General features: G+C 65.7%; 16 protein-coding genes. 8 read left to right on the forward strand and 8 right to left on the reverse strand.

Annotation, left to right across the window (positions count from 1 at the left end; genetic code table 11):
- Position 1: 1 nt before the first annotated feature.
- On the reverse strand, positions 2 to 328 hold the full coding sequence (locus ACKWRH_RS10240) for a hypothetical protein (RefSeq protein WP_028158214.1): 327 nt from the start codon (positions 326 to 328) through the stop codon (positions 2 to 4).
- 176 nt (positions 329 to 504) lie between these two features.
- Positions 505 to 1,635: a site-specific DNA-methyltransferase gene (locus ACKWRH_RS10245; protein ID WP_445220406.1), complete on the reverse strand. Its 1,131-nt coding sequence runs from the start codon at positions 1,633 to 1,635 to the stop codon at positions 505 to 507.
- A 401-nt stretch (positions 1,636 to 2,036) separates the two neighbouring features.
- Here ACKWRH_RS10245 and ypfJ point away from each other — a divergent pair, with 401 nt between their 5' ends.
- Together ypfJ and moaB are read left to right on the forward strand one after the other, a co-directional pair.
- Positions 2,037 to 2,981, forward strand: a complete 945-nt coding sequence (gene ypfJ, locus ACKWRH_RS10250; protein ID WP_445220407.1) for a KPN_02809 family neutral zinc metallopeptidase — start codon at positions 2,037 to 2,039, stop codon at positions 2,979 to 2,981.
- A 142-nt stretch (positions 2,982 to 3,123) separates the two neighbouring features.
- Positions 3,124 to 3,687 (forward strand): molybdenum cofactor biosynthesis protein B, encoded by a 564-nt coding sequence (gene moaB / locus ACKWRH_RS10255; RefSeq protein WP_445220408.1) that lies wholly within the window; start codon positions 3,124 to 3,126, stop codon positions 3,685 to 3,687.
- Between the two features lie 295 nt (positions 3,688 to 3,982).
- Here moaB and ACKWRH_RS10260 read toward each other — a convergent pair whose 3' ends face one another.
- The 3 genes from ACKWRH_RS10260 to ACKWRH_RS10270 form a co-directional block, all read right to left on the reverse strand.
- Positions 3,983 to 4,111 carry a hypothetical protein gene (locus tag ACKWRH_RS10260; protein WP_445220409.1) on the reverse strand — a complete coding sequence of 43 codons (129 nt, stop codon included), beginning with the start codon at positions 4,109 to 4,111 and terminating at the stop codon, positions 3,983 to 3,985.
- Positions 4,111 to 5,088, reverse strand: a complete 978-nt coding sequence (locus tag ACKWRH_RS10265) for a bifunctional helix-turn-helix transcriptional regulator/GNAT family N-acetyltransferase (RefSeq protein ID WP_039146538.1) — start codon at positions 5,086 to 5,088, stop codon at positions 4,111 to 4,113. The genes ACKWRH_RS10260 and ACKWRH_RS10265 overlap by 1 nt, the downstream gene beginning before the upstream one ends.
- Before the next feature lie 66 nt (positions 5,089 to 5,154).
- Entirely contained in the window at positions 5,155 to 5,730 is a 576-nt protein-coding gene (locus tag ACKWRH_RS10270) for a glycosyl transferase (RefSeq protein WP_445220410.1), read from the reverse strand.
- A gap of 333 nt (positions 5,731 to 6,063) precedes the next feature.
- Between ACKWRH_RS10270 and ACKWRH_RS10275 the strand changes: the two genes are divergently transcribed.
- Together ACKWRH_RS10275 and ACKWRH_RS10280 are read left to right on the forward strand one after the other, a co-directional pair.
- Positions 6,064 to 6,903 carry an RMD1 family protein gene (locus ACKWRH_RS10275; protein ID WP_445220411.1) on the forward strand — a complete coding sequence of 280 codons (840 nt, stop codon included), beginning with the start codon at positions 6,064 to 6,066 and terminating at the stop codon, positions 6,901 to 6,903.
- Positions 6,904 to 7,084: 181 nt separating this feature from the next.
- Positions 7,085 to 7,468, forward strand: coding sequence for a hypothetical protein (locus ACKWRH_RS10280; protein ID WP_445220412.1), 384 nt, complete (start codon positions 7,085 to 7,087; stop codon positions 7,466 to 7,468).
- Between the two features lie 164 nt (positions 7,469 to 7,632).
- Here the strand turns inward: ACKWRH_RS10280 and ACKWRH_RS10285 are convergent, their stop codons facing one another.
- Complete coding sequence (locus ACKWRH_RS10285) at positions 7,633 to 8,814, reverse strand: acetate/propionate family kinase (protein WP_445220413.1); 1,182 nt, start codon at positions 8,812 to 8,814, stop codon at positions 7,633 to 7,635.
- A gap of 4 nt (positions 8,815 to 8,818) precedes the next feature.
- The gene (locus tag ACKWRH_RS10290) at positions 8,819 to 11,206 is read right to left on the reverse strand and encodes a phosphoketolase family protein (RefSeq protein WP_445220414.1); all 2,388 of its coding nucleotides are present in this window, start codon (positions 11,204 to 11,206) and stop codon (positions 8,819 to 8,821) included.
- 210 nt (positions 11,207 to 11,416) lie between these two features.
- Here ACKWRH_RS10290 and ACKWRH_RS10295 point away from each other — a divergent pair, with 210 nt between their 5' ends.
- From ACKWRH_RS10295 to ACKWRH_RS10310, 4 genes are all read left to right on the forward strand, one after another.
- Entirely contained in the window at positions 11,417 to 12,580 is a 1,164-nt protein-coding gene (locus tag ACKWRH_RS10295) for a PA0069 family radical SAM protein (protein ID WP_445220415.1), read from the forward strand.
- A gap of 23 nt (positions 12,581 to 12,603) precedes the next feature.
- Positions 12,604 to 13,059, forward strand: a complete 456-nt coding sequence (locus tag ACKWRH_RS10300; RefSeq protein ID WP_445220416.1) for a VOC family protein — start codon at positions 12,604 to 12,606, stop codon at positions 13,057 to 13,059.
- A gap of 76 nt (positions 13,060 to 13,135) precedes the next feature.
- A complete protein-coding gene (locus ACKWRH_RS10305) occupies positions 13,136 to 13,987 on the forward strand; it encodes a ribonuclease HII (RefSeq protein ID WP_445220417.1) in 852 nt (283 codons plus the stop codon).
- A 99-nt stretch (positions 13,988 to 14,086) separates the two neighbouring features.
- Positions 14,087 to 15,595: a glycosyltransferase family 39 protein gene (locus tag ACKWRH_RS10310; RefSeq protein ID WP_445220418.1), complete on the forward strand. Its 1,509-nt coding sequence runs from the start codon at positions 14,087 to 14,089 to the stop codon at positions 15,593 to 15,595.
- 128 nt (positions 15,596 to 15,723) lie between these two features.
- Here the strand turns inward: ACKWRH_RS10310 and ACKWRH_RS10315 are convergent, their stop codons facing one another.
- Positions 15,724 to 16,533 (reverse strand): uracil-DNA glycosylase, encoded by an 810-nt coding sequence (locus tag ACKWRH_RS10315; protein WP_445220419.1) that lies wholly within the window; start codon positions 16,531 to 16,533, stop codon positions 15,724 to 15,726.
- Positions 16,534 to 16,580: the final 47 nt, after the last annotated feature.

The following is a 16,580-nucleotide window of genomic DNA, read 5'->3' on the forward strand; positions in this document are numbered from 1 at the left end:
CTCAACTGGAATAGAGCAGGCCGACGACGGCGATGACGATCATCCCGGCGCCGACAGCGTCCAGCCGCATCGCGAGCCGCGTTGCGGCGTGCATGCTGGAGGCCCGCGCCTTGCGCTCCGATCCGCGCGCGTAGCCGTGCACGATGACGTCGTGGTTGAAATTGTCGTGCGCCTCGTTGCTGCTGGCGAGCCCGACGCAGACCACCAGCACGCCGAAGATGGCGAGGCCGAAAAAGCCGAGCAGGGCGATCAGGAACATCGGAAACATGCCGAGCAGGAAGATCGGCAGCAGCGGCACCAGCAGCAATGTCTCGGACTGTCGTCGCATGGGAGCCGGACCGGTCAGGACGGGGCTGATCGGTCGAATGTAATCCTGGCTGTGGCGGCGTTCAAGGAGCCGTAGGGTGGGCAAAGGCGCGAAGCGCCGTGCCCACCGCGTCGCTTGCGGCATTCTAGGTGGTGGGCACGCTTCGCTTTGCCCACGCTACGGGACCGCGGAGAAAACTACTCCGCCCCCATACCCGCACGGATCTCGGCGCGGAACTCGTCGATCAGCTTGAGACCCTTCTTGGTCTCGACATGCCAGAAGGTCCAGCCGTTGCAGGCTTGCGCCCCCTGCGCCACCGCGCCGATGCGGTGGATCGAGCCGACCTTGTCGCCCAGCATGATGGCGCCGTCGGCGCGCACGAGTGCGCCGAGCTTCTTCTTGGCGTCGAACAGCTTCGTGCCGGGCATGATCATGCCGCGCTCGATCAGCTCGGAGAACGCGACACGCGGCGCCTCGCGTGCGGTCATGAACGGAGCGAGGCTTTCTTCCGGCAGCGGCTCGACCGCGGCGATGCGGGCTTCCGCCGCCTTGGCATAGGTCTTGTCGCGCTCGAAGCCGATATAGGAGCGGCCGAGACGTTTCGCGACCGCGCCGGTGGTGCCGGTGCCGTTGAAGGGATCGATCACGAGATCGCCGGGTTTCGACGACGACAGCAGCACGCGCGCGAGCAGGCCTTCCGGCTTCTGCGTCGGATGCACTTTCTTGCCGTCGGCGCCCTTGAGGCGCTCCTCGCCGGTGCAGAGCGGGATCAGCCAGTCGGACCGTGCCTGCACGTCCTCGTTGGCGGCCTTCAGCGCTTCGTAGTTGAACGTATAGCCCTTGGCCTTCTCATCGCGCGCGGCCCAGATCATGGTCTCGTGCGCGTTGGTGAAGCGGCGGCCGCGGAAATTCGGCATCGGGTTCGACTTGCGCCAGACGATGTCGTTCAGGAGCCAGAAGCCGAGGTCCTGCATGATCGCGCCGACGCGGAAGATGTTGTGATAGGAGCCGATCACCCAGATCGTCGCCGACGGCTTCATCGCGCGGCGGGCGGCAAGCAGCCAGGCGCGGGTGAAATCGTCATAGGCGGAGAACGAATCGAACTTGTCCCAGTCGTCGTTGACGGCGTCGACATGGGATTCGTCGGGGCGCTTGAGATCGCCCTTGAGCTGGAGATTGTAGGGCGGATCGGCGAACACGAGGTCGACCGAACCTGCCTGAAGCTTCGACATCTCGGCGACGCAATCACCGAGGATGATGCTGTGCGAAGCGGACTCAAAATTTGTGCGGGGCGCCCTTGCAGACGCCCCGCGACGCGACACTACCATGACTCAAGAACTCTGACTCAGGCGACGCTGTCGGCGACGCGGGACCAAACAACCGACTGACCGTTACAATGGAGCGGCAAAGTAAAAATCGACTTAACCCGCCGCTTTCGTGAGCAGCCCTCGCATCGCGCATGGCGCGCGTTTCACTCTGCGCATTCGTCGTGTTTTCCAGTGTATTTCGCATTTCTTCGCGTTGCGGGAGCAGTCAGGTCGCCAAATTTCTCTCGGAAAAAATTGCACGACCCAGGAAAAAATTGCTGGCATCGGCATGCTGTCGCACTAGGCAATAATTGCCGAGCGGGATATTGATTAACGCATTGGAAATTTTACGTGTGTGGCGCGTTGAGCTTTCGCGCTTCTGCGCCCAAATGACGCCAATTGAGGACTGAGGGAAACCCGCCATGCGTTACGATGATTTCCGCCGCAGCGACGACATCGAGGATCGTCGCGATGACGGTGGCGGCATGGGCGGCGGCGGAGGCGGAGGCGGGTTCGGCCTGCCGATGGGCGGCGGCGGTCTGGGCATCGGCACCATCATCGTGCTCGGCCTGGTCGGCTATGCCTTCGGCATCGATCCGCGCATCCTGATCGGCGGCGCCGAGATCCTCACCGGCGGCGGCCAGGCGCCTTCCTACCAGACCGATCGCCAATCGTCCTCGACCGCCAAACGCGGCGCGCCGACCGACGAGATGGGCAGCATGATCTCCGGCATCCTCGGCGAGATCGACGATCGCTGGAGCGAGATCTTCCAGGCCAGCGGCCAGTCCTACACCGGTCCGAAGGTTGTGTTGTTCCGCAACGTCACCAATGGCGGCCGCTGCGGCCGGGCGGAGTCGGCGATGGGGCCGTTCTATTGTCCGCCGGACCGCACCATCTTCCTCGACACCAGCTTCTTCCGCGAGGTCGAGACGCGCTTCCGCGGCTGCTCCGGCAAATCCGCCTGCAACTTCACCACGGCCTACATCATCGCCCATGAGGCCGGCCATCACATCCAGAATCTGCTCGGCATCATTCCGCGCGTGACGCGGCTGCAGCAGCAGGCCGGCAGCAAGGCCGAGGCCAATGCGCTCCAGGTCAAGGTCGAATTGCAGGCCGACTGTCTGTCCGGCGTCTGGGTCAACCGCGAGTCGAAGAAGCGTCCGAATTTCCTCGAGCCCGGTGACATCGACGCCGCGCTGACCACGGCGAGCGCGATCGGCGACGACACGCTGCAGCGCCAGGCCACGGGACGTGTCGTGCCGGATTCCTTCACCCACGGCTCGGCGGCGCAACGCAAGCAGTGGTTCATGACCGGCTACCAGCAAGGCACCGTCCAGGCCTGCAACACGTTCGGCAGCGGGTCGTAGTAAGCTATGAGTGGCGTCATCCTGAGGTGCTCGCCTTTTGGCGAGCCTCGAAGGATGGCGGAGTCTCCGGCCCATCCTTCGACGCGCGCAAGGGCGCGCACCTCAGGATGACGGCGGTGGGCGGGATAGAAGGTGCAGCGCAATGGCCTCCATCGACGAGTCAAAACAATTCATCCCGCTCAACATCGCGGTGCTCACCGTGTCCGACACGCGCGCGCTCGTCGACGACAAGTCCGGCCAGACGCTGGCCGACCGCCTCACCGCTGCGGGCCATCATCTTGCCGCGCGCGAGATCGTCACCGACGACGTCGAGGCGATCCGCGCCGTCGTCCGCCGCTGGATTGCTGATGCCGGCATCGACGTCGTCATCACCACCGGCGGCACCGGTTTTACCGGGCGCGACGTCACGCCGGAGGCGATCGAGCCGCTGTTCGAGAAGCGCATGGACGGCTTCTCGATCGCCTTCCACATGCTGAGCCACGCCAAGATCGGGACCTCGACGATCCAGAGCCGCGCCACCGCCGGCGTCGCCGGCGCCACCTACATCTTCTGCCTGCCGGGCTCGCCCGGCGCCTGTCGCGACGGCTGGGACGGCATCCTCGCGGCTCAGCTCGACTACCGCACGCGCCCCTGCAATTTCGTCGAGATCATGCCGCGCCTGGACGAGCATCTGCGAAGGGCGAAGGCGCAGGGCGCGACGGTGTAGCGCGGACGCTGAGGCTCCTTTTTCCCTTCCCCCCTCATGTCCGCCGAAGCCTTGGCGAAGGCGGATGTGGGGGAAGGTGGCATAGGCGGCCTTTGGCCGCCGTTCATAAGAGAACGCCGAAGCGAAGCTTCGGCTACGGCGCCGGATGAGGGGTATCTATCGGCGAGTGCGATGCGAGAGAGTTGCGTCCGTAGAGACCTACCCCTCACCCAAGTGAGCTTGCATTTGTCAGCGTCGCTGCCCTCTCCCAGAGGGGGCGAGGGCACAGTCATGCGCACCGTGCTTCGCTGATCCGCTAGCTCTTCCGTCTCAGCGAGCTCCACACCATCAGCCACATATGCCGGCACGCTTTCGCGTGCAGCCGTCGTGCGCGGCGCTTGTAGAGATCGACGAGCTCTCCCGTGATGAGCGCGTGCCGCCGCATCAGAGATCGCGCTCCCAGGTTTCGCCGGTGAGGTTCTGGCCAAAACTGCGATGCGGCTCGGTGGCGGTCAGCTTGAAGCCTGCATCCTGATAGATTTTTCGCGCGGCGACCAAATTGCTCTGCGTCCACAGCGTCATCCGCCGATAGCCGCAGGCGCGCGCGAAAGAGACGCATTCGGCGACCAGTCGTTGGCCCAGCCCTTGGCCGCGTGCGGCCGGATCGAGCAGCAACAGGCGCAGCTTGGCGACGTCGTCGCTGGCCTTGACCAGAAACACCGAGCCGACCGGCCGGCCCTCGATGTCGGCGATCCAGCAGCGCTCGCGCGACGCATCGTAGGAGGTCATGTATTTGGCGACGATCTCGGCCACCAGCGCCTCGAAGCCGGAGTCGAAACCGTATTCGCTGGCGTAGAGCGCGCCGTGGCTCTGCACCACCCAGCCCATGTCGCCCGGGCGGGGCTCGCGCAGGGTCGCGCGCGGGGATGGCGTGCGCGGCATGGCGAGCAGCCGCTCGATCGTCTCCATCGCGCCGGTGAGCTTGCTGCGCTCCTCGCCCGGCAGCGGCCGCAGCATCGCGGCGACGTCGTCCTGGGACGAGCGTTCGAGCTTGGCGAACGCCTGGCGGCCCTTCGCGGTCAGGCTCAGCTGAACCTGCCGGCGGTCGCTCGGAAGCGGCTTGCGCGCGATCAGGCCGCTCTCGTCGAAGTTCTGCACGATGCGACTGAGATAGCCGGCGTCGAGCCCGAGCGCGATGCCGATCTCCTTGGCCGACTGCTCGCCACCATGGGCCAGCTCGTAGAGCACGCGCGCCTCGCTCAGCGAGAACGGGCTCTTCAGGAGCTGCTGGTCGAGCACGCCGAGCTTCTGGGTGTAGAAGCGGTTGAAGGCGCGAACCGCCTGGACCTGGTCGTCAGCGACCTGTTCGGTCGAAGAAGGGCCGGATGGCGAAGGGCTGGATGACGAAAGGGCTGATGGCATGGGTCACCTCGATACTTGCCATTGTCAAACAATTATTTGACTTTGGCAAGTATCAGGTCGGTGACCTCAGCCGACCATGACGATCCGGCTGCGCAGCATGGTCCGGGACGAGCGGCCGAGCCGCCGGAGCAGCCGCGCCTCGGAACGGCGGGCCTGGGGCGGGTAGCCGCCGATCCGGTCGTAATGGTCACGCGCGATCAAAAGTCCCTGATCGCCGAGCGGGCCGACGAGCTTGCGCGCCACGGCGCGGAGCATGTCGCGGAACCCGGTATCGGAGTAGGGCGAGCGCGCGTAGCGGAACACCGCCGCACGATCCCGACCGCTGGTCGCGACGGCCTGGATGAACTGGGTGGTCTCGTCGATCCAGCCGGTTTCCAGCACCGCGCCGGCGGGGAGGAACATCAGCCAGGGCGAACGGGCCTGGAGCGCGCCGGCGGCGAGCGCGGCGCCCTGCGAAGATCCCTCGAAGCCGATGAAACGGCAGCCTGCAACGTCGGCAACGCGCTCGATGACGCCGTTGCGGGTGCCGTCGACCAGCAGCACTTCGCGGATGACGCCCGCGGCGGCACCGGGTACCAGCGCGGCGAGAGTTGCGACCGCCGTCTGCTCGACGCCTTCGGTCGGAATGATGACGCTCAGCATGATTGAGGCTTCAGTGTCCGCACTTCGGGAGAAGCGTAGCTTGTTATGAATGTGTCATAAACACGCGGCATCGCCGAGTGCAACTTTTGGACGGCGCTTCGGTCCGCGATGGAAAGCCACGGGCAGTCCATCGCACCCGAATATGTCGCGCGCGGGGTAGCGTAGTTGCCGAATGTTTCGGCGAATGTCGTTTTCGTGAGCCTCAAACCGGGCATTCTCTGCCGATATGATCGGGACGAGGATGGCACGTCCGCAAGGCTGCACCGGCAGTCTGACACAAACCTTACGACGGGAAAAACGTGCAACGCTCGCCGCGCAAAATGAGATAGTCCAGTGAACGCAGATCAACTTCCCGTTGGCATAATGCCAACATCGCCGAAGCCGGAAGCCGCGCCGATCTTGCGGATTCGCGCCGTGATGCTGGGTGAACGCATCAATCCGTCCGGGCTCGAGCTTGGCGCGGCCGTTTCTTCGACGCCCGCCGCCTTTCGCGTCCATGCCGGCCTCGTCGTGATCTTCCGCTATGGCGTCGTGGTGCTGATCGGCCTCCTTCCCTCAGAGGAAAAGGTGCTGATCGACAGCCTGAAATCCCGCGTGACTGGCGAGCTCAGCCCTTACGAGGAAGAGATCGCGCAGGCGCAGCTCTGCAAGGATGAAAGCACTGAAGCGATCCAGCCGGGCGGACCGATCTGCCTCGCAAAATTCTCCGACGACCGGCTGTTGCTGATTGCGGATGCGCTCGCCAAGAGCACCTCGCTCGCCCGCGACGAGCGGCGCGTCGCCGCGGTCTTCGACGTGATCGAGCCCTTCGCGCGCAAGCTCGCCGAGCAGGGCCGCACGCCGCCCCGGCGCAAGGACATCCTGCAACTGATCGGCAATGCGCTTCTCGTCCAGCAGCGCGTCGCCGGTCGTGTGGCGGTGGCCGAGAAACCGGACGTGCTCTGGGAGAAGCCCGAACTCGACCGGCTCTATGCCCGTCTCGAAGACGAGTACGAATTGAAGGAGCGCCTCGACACGCTCGAGCGCAAGCTCACCGCCGTGTCGGAAACCGCCAACGCGCTCACCGACATCATCGACACCCAGCGCTCGCTCCGCCTCGAAATCGCGGTAGTGGTCCTGATCGTGATCGAGGTCGTGATCGGGTGCATCCAGATCTTGTCGGGCACGCATTAGCTCGGCCTGAACGCCGCTCTGCGGGCGGCGCGAAGGAGGAACCGTCGTTCATGTAGATGAACGTTGAGGTTTGATCCAAATCAAAGGCGCGAAGCTCCAGCGCACGAGACTTCGATCGGACCCGCGGTCAACGCGATGTGCAGGTGTCCGCGGCTTTCTCCCTCGAAGAAGGAGTACGCTGATGTTGCGTCAAGCTCTCATCGCTTCGGCAGCCGCAGCTATGCTGGTTGTCGCCTTCACTCCCGATGACGCATTCGGTCGCGGCGGTCGCGGCGGCGGCATGCACGCAGGAGGTTTCCACGGGGGTGCCGTGCGAGCAGGAGGCTACCGCGGGGGCGCGGTCGCGGCTCGTGGATACCGGGGCGGTGCCGTCGCCGTGCGCGGCGGGCGTTACGGCTATCGGGGCGCTTATGCAGGGTATCGCGGATACCGCTATGGCGTCGGTGCGGCGGCAGTGGGGGCCGCCGCGATCGGCGCAGCTGCGACGGGGGCCTACTACCGCAGCGGCTGCGGCTATGACGCTTACGGAAACTATGTTTGCCCGGGCGGGTACTCTCCGTACTGAGCGGAGCGACGTAGTTGGCCCATGGTGCTCGAAGCGATGGCGAAATCATTTGCTTTGCGCACCATGGTCATTTCGACAGTGGCGCAGCAGCGCTGCGACAAGTCATAGCCCGCTGAAATTCTCCCATGGGGGAGAAGGGAAAGATGCAGCGGTCGACCGGGCTTTCATTTCGCTCGCAGCACAGCCGCGCAATGCCGAGCGATCGTCAGCTCCTCATTCGTCGGAATGACGAACACATTGACGGTGCTGCCATCGCCGCTGATCCGCTCGCGTGCCGTGTCATTCACACCCGCGTCAATATGCACGCCGAGCCACCCAAGCCGCTCACCAATCGCGGCGCGGATTTCCTTCGCATGCTCGCCGATGCCGCCGGTGAAGACCAGACAGTCCAGTCCGCCCAGCGTGGTCGCCATCACCGCGACCTGCTGCGCCGCACGGAAGGTGAAGAGCTCGACCGCCTGCCGCGCCGCAGCCTCACGGCTCACCAGCAGCGTGCGCATGTCGGCGGAGATGCCGGAGACGCCGAGCAGGCCTGACTCGTGATAGAGCAGGTGCTGCACATCCTCGACCGACATCCTCTCGTGCTGTTGCAGATAGAGCAGCACGCCGGGATCGATCGTGCCACAGCGCGTACCCATCACGAGGCCATCGAGCGGCGTCAGCCCCATCGTGGTGTCGACGCTGCGGCCATCGCGCAAGGCGCACAGGCTGGCGCCATTGCCGAGATGCGCGATGACGGTGCGCTTGGCAACGAGCTGCGGCGCGATTTTCGCGAGGCGCCCCGCGACATATTCGAACGAAAGGCCGTGAAAGCCGTAGCGCCGGATACCGCGCTCTTCATAGCGCCGCGGGAGCGCGAAGCGGCTCGCGGGCGGCGCCATGCTGTGATGAAAGGCGGTGTCGAAACAGGCGATCTGCGCCAGGTCGGGCTTTATTGCCCTGATGGTGCGGACTGGTTCAAGGCACCGCGGCTGGTGCAGCGGCGCCAGTGGCGTCAGTGCGTCCAGCTCTGCGTAGACGTCGTCAGTCAGCTCAACCGGACCCGAATAATCCGGCCCGCCATGAACGATGCGGTGACCGACGGCGCGCAGGCGGTGGTCGGCAAAACGCTCCTCGATGAAGCCGAGCACGTCAGCGAACAGATGGCCGCTGTCCGCATCGGATGCCTTCCTCTGCGTCTCGAACAGTTCTCCGCCCGCGGGGCTTTTCACGACAAGCCGCGGCTGCGCCTCGTGCTCGTCGAGCAGGCCGTTGCAGAGCAGGGCAGGCTCGGTCGCCGCGATGTCGAACAGGCCGAACTTGATGCTCGACGAGCCCGAGTTGAGGACGAGGACCGACGCCGTCATCACATCAGCCCGTCTTGCCCGGCCAGACCCAGTCGCGGATCTCAGGCATGTCCTCGCCGTGTTCGCGCACATAGTGCGAATGTTCGATCAGCTTGTCGCGGAACTGCTGTTGCACCTGCGCGGCCCTGGTCGCCAGACCCGGCACCCGCGCGATCGCCTCGATCGCGAGGTGATAGCGGTCGAGCCCGTTGAGCACGACCATGTCGAAGGGCGTCGTCGTGGTGCCTTCCTCGGCAAAGCCGCGCACATGCATTCCGGCATGGTTGGTGCGGTTATAGGTCAGACGGTGGATGAGATAGGGATAGCCGTGATAGGCGAAGATCACGGGCTTGTCTGACGTGAACAGGCTGTCGAAGTCACGGTCGGACAGGCCGTGCGGGTGCTGGTCTTTCGGCTGCAGCGTCATGAGGTCGACGACGTTGACGACGCGGATCTTCAGGTCGGGCAGCGCCTTGCGCAGCAGATCGACGGCGGCGAGCGCTTCCAGCGTCGGTACGTCACCGGCGCAGGCCATCACCACGTCGGGCTCGCCATCCGCATCCTCCGTGCCGGCCCAGGTCCAGATGCCGATGCCGGCATCGCAATGCGTGGCGGCGCTCTGCATCGACAGCCATTGCGGCGCCGGCTGCTTGCCGGCGACGATCACGTTGATGCGGTCATAGGTGCGCAGGCAGTGATCGGCGATCCACAACAGCGTGTTGGCGTCGGGCGGGAAGTAGATGCGGACGATATCGGCCTTCTTGTTGGCGACGAGATCGACGAAGCCGGGATCCTGATGGCTGAAGCCGTTATGGTCCTGCCGCCAGACATGCGAGGTCAGGAGATAGTTCAGCGAGGCGATCGGTCGCCGCCAGGGCAGATGTCGCGTCACCTTCAGCCATTTGGCGTGCTGGTTGAACATGGAATCGACGATGTGGATGAAGGCTTCGTAGCAGGAGAAGAAGCCGTGACGGCCGGTGAGGAGGTAACCTTCGAGCCAGCCCTGGCAGAGATGCTCGCTCAAAACCTCCATCACGCGGCCGTCCTGGGCGAGATGCACGTCGTAAGGCTCCGTCGGCTCCATCCAGACCCGTTCGGTGGCCTCGAACACGGCGTCGAGCCGGTTTGACGCGGTCTCGTCCGGGCCCATGATGCGGAAGTTGCGCGCCTCGGCGTTGAGGCGGATGACGTCGCGCAAAAATTTGCCGAGCTCGCGCGTTGCTTCGCCGGTGACGCTGCCGGGCTGCGGCACGTCCAACGCAAAACTGCGGAAGTCCGGCAGCTTCAGCTCCTTCTTCAATAGGCCCCCATTGGCGTGCGGATTGGCGCCCATGCGGCTGTTACCTTCGGGCGCCAGCGCCTGAAGCTCGGGAATGAGCGCGCCGCTGCCGTCGAACAGCTTCTCGGGCTCGTAGCTGCGCATCCAGTCTTCGAGGATTTTCAAGTGCGCCGGGTTCTCGCGACAGCTCGCAACGGGAACCTGATGCGCGCGCCAAAAGCCCTCGACCTTTTTGCCGTCGACCTCCTTCGGGCCGGTCCAGCCCTTCGGGCTGCGCAGCACGATCATCGGCCAGCGCGGCCGCTCGACGCTTCTGCGACCGTCGCGGGCATGCTGCTGGATCGAGCGGATGCTTGCGAGCGCGACGTCGAGCGCGTCCGCCATGGCCTGGTGCATCAATTTGGGATCGTCGCCCTCGACGAACAGCGGCTCGTGGCCGAACCCGCGGAACAGGTCGCGGATCTCCGCGTCGCGCATCCGTCCGAGCACGGTCGGGTTCGCGATCTTGTAGCCGTTGAGGTGCAGGATCGGCAGCACAGCGCCGTCATGGGCGGGACTGAGGAACTTGTTCGAGTGCCAGGACGCCGCGAGCGGGCCGGTTTCCGCCTCGCCATCGCCGACGACGCAGGCGACGACCAGGTCGGGATTGTCGAATGCGGCGCCATAGGCGTGGACCAGCGCGTAGCCGAGCTCGCCGCCTTCGTGGATCGAGCCCGGCGTTTCCGGCGCCGCGTGGCTCGGAATGCCGCCGGGGAAGGAGAACTGCCTGAAAAGTTTGCGCAATCCGTCCGTATCCCGCGCGACGTCAGGATAGATCTCGCTGTAGCTGCCTTCGAGATAGGTGTTGGCCACCATGCCCGGGCCGCCGTGGCCGGGACCGCAGATGTAGAGCACGCTGACATCGAGCGCGCGGATGACGCGGTTGAGATGGGCGTAAATGAAGTTCAAACCGGGCGTCGTGCCCCAATGGCCGAGCAAGCGCGGCTTGATGTGCTCCGGCCGCAACGGCTCGCGCAGCAGCGGATTGTCGAGCAGATAGATTTGCCCGACGGAGAGGTAGTTCGCGGCGCGCCAATAGCGATCGAGCAGATCGAGGTCGCTGCTCCCTGAGGCCGATTGTCGTTGATTTGTCATGTTCCTGCTGACCTTCACCCGGCGATCGTCACCAACTTTGTTCCGGTGCGATTGATCCCTGTCCGGCATCGAACAGGATCGTCGCGACGGGTGTGTTGCGTGAGGTCAAAGGAACGCGCCCGAAATTTGGACGGCTACTGTGCATGGGGTTGTTTCTCAGTTTTTTGTTTGTGTTCTTGATTTGTTCCTTTGGCGTGCTATCTTGGCTTCATGAGTCCAGCATCCTCTCATGCTCTCAAGCACCCGCCGGTCACGGCGCCCTCCGAGCCGGCGGGTGCGGACTCTGATTTTCCCGAACTGGCGGTCGCCATCGGCAAACAGCGCAGGCGAGGGCGGGGTGCGCAGTCCAATGCCAGCGGCCGCTTCGAGGCCGAGGCCCGCGTCGCCTTCGACGATGGCTGGCAGAGCCTGGAGGAGCTGCCGCCGTTCAAGACCAGCGTCGGCGTCGACACCTCGCGCAAGGTGATCACCCACAACGAGTCCCCCGATATCGGCTTCGACCGCTCGATCAATCCCTATCGCGGCTGCGAGCACGGCTGTGTCTATTGCTTCGCGCGGCCGACGCACGCCTATCTCGGCCTGTCGCCGGGGCTCGACTTCGAGTCAAAGCTGTTTGCCAAGCCCGAGGCGCCTTCGCTGCTCGAGAAAGAGTTGGCCGCGACCGGCTACGAGCCGCGGATGATCGCGATCGGGACCAACACCGATCCGTATCAGCCGATCGAGCGCGAGCACAAAATCATGCGCGGCATTCTCGAAGTGCTGGAGCGCGCCGGCCATCCCGTCGGCATCGTCACCAAGTCGGCGCTGGTCGTGCGCGACATCGACATTCTCGCGCGGATGGCCAAGCGCAACCTCGCCAAGGTCGCGATATCAGTCACCTCGCTCGATCCAAAGCTCGCGCGCACTATGGAGCCGCGCGCGGCGACACCGCCGAAACGGCTGGAGGCGCTGAAGCAGCTCTCGGAGGCCGGCATTCCGACCACTGTGATGGTCGCGCCCGTGATCCCCGCGCTGAACGATTCCGAGATCGAGCGCATCCTTGATGCCGCCGCCCATGCCGGCGTCAAGGAAGCCTCCTATGTGCTGCTGCGGCTGCCGCTGGAGGTGCGCGATCTCTTCCGCGAATGGCTGATGGCCAACTATCCGGACCGTTACCGCCACGTCTTCACCCTGATCCGCGACATGCGCGGCGGCCGCGACTACGACGCGAAATGGGGCGAGCGGATGAAGGGCACCGGACCGATGGCCTGGACCATCGGCCGCCGCTTCGAGATCGCCTGCGACAGGCTTGGGCTGAACAAGCGGCGCTCCAAGCTGACGACGGATCACTTTGCGAGGCCGAAGCGGAACGGCGATCAGCTCAGCCTGTTCTGATCGGGAAACGGAAGAGGCGTAGCATGAGTCAGGAACTTACCGCGCCGGTGCCGCGGCTCACCGTCATCACACTGGGTGTGAGCGACATTCGTGCCAGCATCGCCTTCTATGACGCGCTCGGCTTCTCGCGTCGGCTGAAGGCGACCGGCGAGGCCGTCGCCTTCTACGATACCGGTGGTCCGGTGCTGGCCCTGTTTCACTGGGATAAACTCGCGGCCGACGCCAAGTTGCCGGACAATCCGAGGCCCGCGGCCTTCCGCGGCATGACGCTCGCCTGGAACTGCGCCACGCGCGACGAGGTCGATGCGGTTCTGGCCTTCGCTGTCGGCAAGGGCGCGGCGCTGCTGAAAGCGGCGCATGAGACCGACTACGGCGGTTATTCCGGCTATTTCGCCGACCCCGACGGCCATCCCTGGGAAGTCGTGGTCGCGCCAGGCATCGAGGTCGCTGAGGACCGGCGGGTGCATCTGGCCGAGTAGGCGGCTGGTCTGAATAACGGGAATTGTCAGAGGTTCCCGGTTGCGCCGGCCGGGCTGCTTGCGCACGATCCCGGCCATGATTCGGGACAAGTCCACCAGGAAGCCGGCCAAAGACGCGCCAGAGAAGGACGCGCCGAAGAAGGATGCCGCCAAGAAGGCGGCCAAGGGGTCGGCCGTTAAGGCCGCGGCCGGCAGGCAGGGCGCCATCATCGCCGTCGCATCGCCGACCTTCCGCCGTGAGCGCGCGCTGATCAAGCGCGGCGTCTGGCCGGTTGCCGGCTGCGACGAGGCCGGCCGCGGGCCGCTCGCCGGACCCGTGGTCGCGGCCGCCGTGATTCTCGATCCCGACCGCATTCCCCGCGGCATCGACGATTCCAAGCGCCTGACGGCCGAGGAACGGGAAAGACTGTTCGACAAGATCTGCGCCACCGCGCAGGTCTCGGTCGCCGTCGCCTCGCGCTCCCGGATCGACCGCGACAACATCCTGCGTGCCTCGCTGTGGGCGCTGAAGCGCGCCGTGGTGGCACTCCCCGACGCGCCGCGTCATGTGTTTGTCGACGGCCGCGATCGGCTCGACACCGCCTGCGACTGCGAGGCCGTGATCGGCGGCGACGGCATCGTCCTGTCGATCGCCGCAGCCTCGATCATCGCCAAGGTGACGCGCGACCGGCTGATGTGCGCGCTGGCGCAGGACTGCCCCGGATATGGCTTCGAGCAGCATAAGGGCTACGCCGTTCCCGAGCACCTCGACGCGCTCGACCGCCTCGGTCCCACCATCCACCACCGCAGCTTCTTCGCTCCCGTCGCCGCGGCGCGTGCCAAGCATATGCCCTGGACCGTCGAGCCGGTGCGGGACTTGTTTGCGGTGACAGAGGTCGAGGTGCAGGTGGAAGCAAGCGTTGAAATTGATGCGTCAGCAGGCCTGTAGGGCAGACGGTCGTTGCCACAACGCGCAGCGCCCTTTATCAAAACAGATGTGAGCGAATAGGGCCGGCTGGACGGGTTGGCTGCATCTTTCGGACGTTGCATGCGGTTTACCTCCCTGGTCATCGAGCTCATTCGCGCCCGGCCGCGGCTGATCGTGTGGATCGCCGTGCTGCTCCAGGCCGCGATGTGGCTGTTCGTGGCGCTGGTGTTTTACCGCAGCCCGCCCGGTACCCTCGCGACCCTGCTGGCCTTCGGTCGCGAGTACCAGATCGGGACTGATCTGGGCCCGCCGCTACCGATCTGGCTCGCCGACATCGCCTACCGCGCCGCCGGCGGCCACATGTTCGGCGTCTATGTCCTCGCCCAGCTCTGCGAGGTCGCGACCTTCATCGCGCTCTATCATCTCTCCCGCGCCGTGGTCGGCTCACAGCAGGCGGTGCTCGCCGTGCTGCTGACCATGACGGTGCTGGCCTTCTCCTCGCCGGCGCTCGACTTTGGCCCGCTGGTGCTGGCACGGCCGCTCTGGGCGCTTCTTCTCTTGCATTCCTGGCAGATCATCGGCCAGCGCCGCGGCAATGCCTGGTTCGCCTGGTCGATCGAAGCGGGCCTCCTGCTGCTGACGACGCCCGCGGCGATCTTCCTTCTCCTCCTGCTCGTCGTCTTCGCGGTCTCGACCGCCGGCGGACGCCGGACGCTGCGCGCGCTCGATCCGCTGTTCGCGCTGATCGTCGTCGCCGTGCTGGCGCTGCCCTATGCGGTCTGGCTGATGCGCGCCGAGACGCTCGTCATGCCGACCCTGCCAGTGGTCGCCGAGCTGAACGCCCGTGCGCTGCAAGCGGCCTGGCTGCTCGGCGGGCTCGTGCTCGGCGCGGCGGCGATCCCGGCGCTGACCTTTCTCAATAGCGGCCTGTTCGTCGCCAAGGGCGAGGAAGCGCCGATCATCTACCGGCCGCCGGTCGAGCCGCTCGCGCACAACTTCGTCTATTTCTTCGCGCTGGCGCCTGCGCTCGGCGCGGTCCTGATCTCCGGGCTGCTCGGGCTCGATGCCGCCGTCGGCGGCGCCGGCGTCGTGCTGGTCATGTCGGGACTTGCCGTGGTGGTGACGGCCGGCGACCTCATCGCGATGCGCCGCGCGCGGGTGCTGCGGACGGTCTGGGCAGCCGCCGTCGTGGCGCCCGCAGCCGGCGTCGTGCTCGCCGTGCTGTTCCTGCCCTGGACCGGCGCCAACGAGATTGGAACCTCGATGCCGGCGCGCGCGATCTCGGACTTCTTCGATGAGAGCTTTGCCCGCCGCACCAATCATCGCCTGCGCGCGGTCGCCGGCGAGACCCAGCTCGCGAGCCTGATCACGCTGCATTCCGGCCGGCCGCATCTCTTCATCGATGCCCAGCCCGCGCGCACGCCGTGGATCAATCAGGCCAAGTTCAGCGAGACCGGCGGCGTCGTGGTCTGGCGCGCCTCCGACACCGCCGGCACCCCGCCGCCGGAAATCCTCGCGCGCTTTCCCGGCATCGTTCCCGAAGTGCCGCGCGCCTTCGAATGGCTGGTGACCGGCCGTCAGCAGCTGCTGCGCATCGGCTGGGCCATCGTGCGGCCGAAGGGGACGTAAGTCGGGCGCGTACTCTCTCCGTCGTCATTGCGAGCGTAGCGAAGCAATCCAGAATCCCTCCGCGGAAATAGTCTGGATTGCTTCGTCGCTTCGCTCCTCGCAATGACGGGGAGGGAGAGCTTAGTCCCTCACGCGCCCGCCAGCGCCTTCGCGATCGCGCGCAGATCCTGCCAGGCCAGCCGCTTGTACGATGGCGACCGCAAGAGATAGGCCGGGTGGAAGGTCGGCAGCGCGCGGATGGTGCGCCCTCTCGTCTCGTAGTCGAACCAGCGGCCGCGGGTGCGCATGATGCCTTCGCGCGTCGACAGCAGCGTCTGCGTCGAGGGATTGCCGAGCGTCACCAGCACGTCGGGATTCACCAGCTCGATCTGGCGCTGGATGAAGGGCAGGCAGATCTGCGTTTCCTGCGGCGTCGGCGTGCGGTTGCCGGGTGGCCGCCACGGAATCACGTTGGCGATGTAGGCGGTGGTGCGGTTGAGCCCGATCGCGCCGATCATGAGGTCGAGCAGTTTGCCGCTGCGCCCGACGAAGGGCAGCCCCTCGATGTCCTCGTCGCGGCCCGGCGCCTCGCCGACGAACATGATGCGCGCCTGCGGATTGCCGTCGGCGAACACCAGCCGCGTCGCGGTGTGTTTCAGCGCGCAGCCTTCAAAATTCTGCATCAGCTCGCGCAGTACCTCGAGCGTCGGCGCGGTGCGCGCGGCCTCGCGTGCGGAGGCGATTGCAATGTCCGGCGCAGGTGCGGCCTCGCCGCGCATTACCGCGGGCGCGGCAACGGGCCGTGGTGCCTCGACCGGAGGTGCGGCGCGCGGGGCCGGCGGCGGAGCATCCAATTCCGCCAGGCGGTCGATTGGTTCCTCCGCGAGCGCGCAATCGACCCCGGCCTCCAGATAGAAGGCGAGAAGCTCTCGGACGGTGGGTGCGGGTTCGGGGATCATTTGGAAAGTCAGACTTTTTATATCAGTTTGGGGCGCCTTGCATCCCA

The sequence above is a fragment of the Bradyrhizobium sp. Pa8 genome (assembly GCF_052588265.1).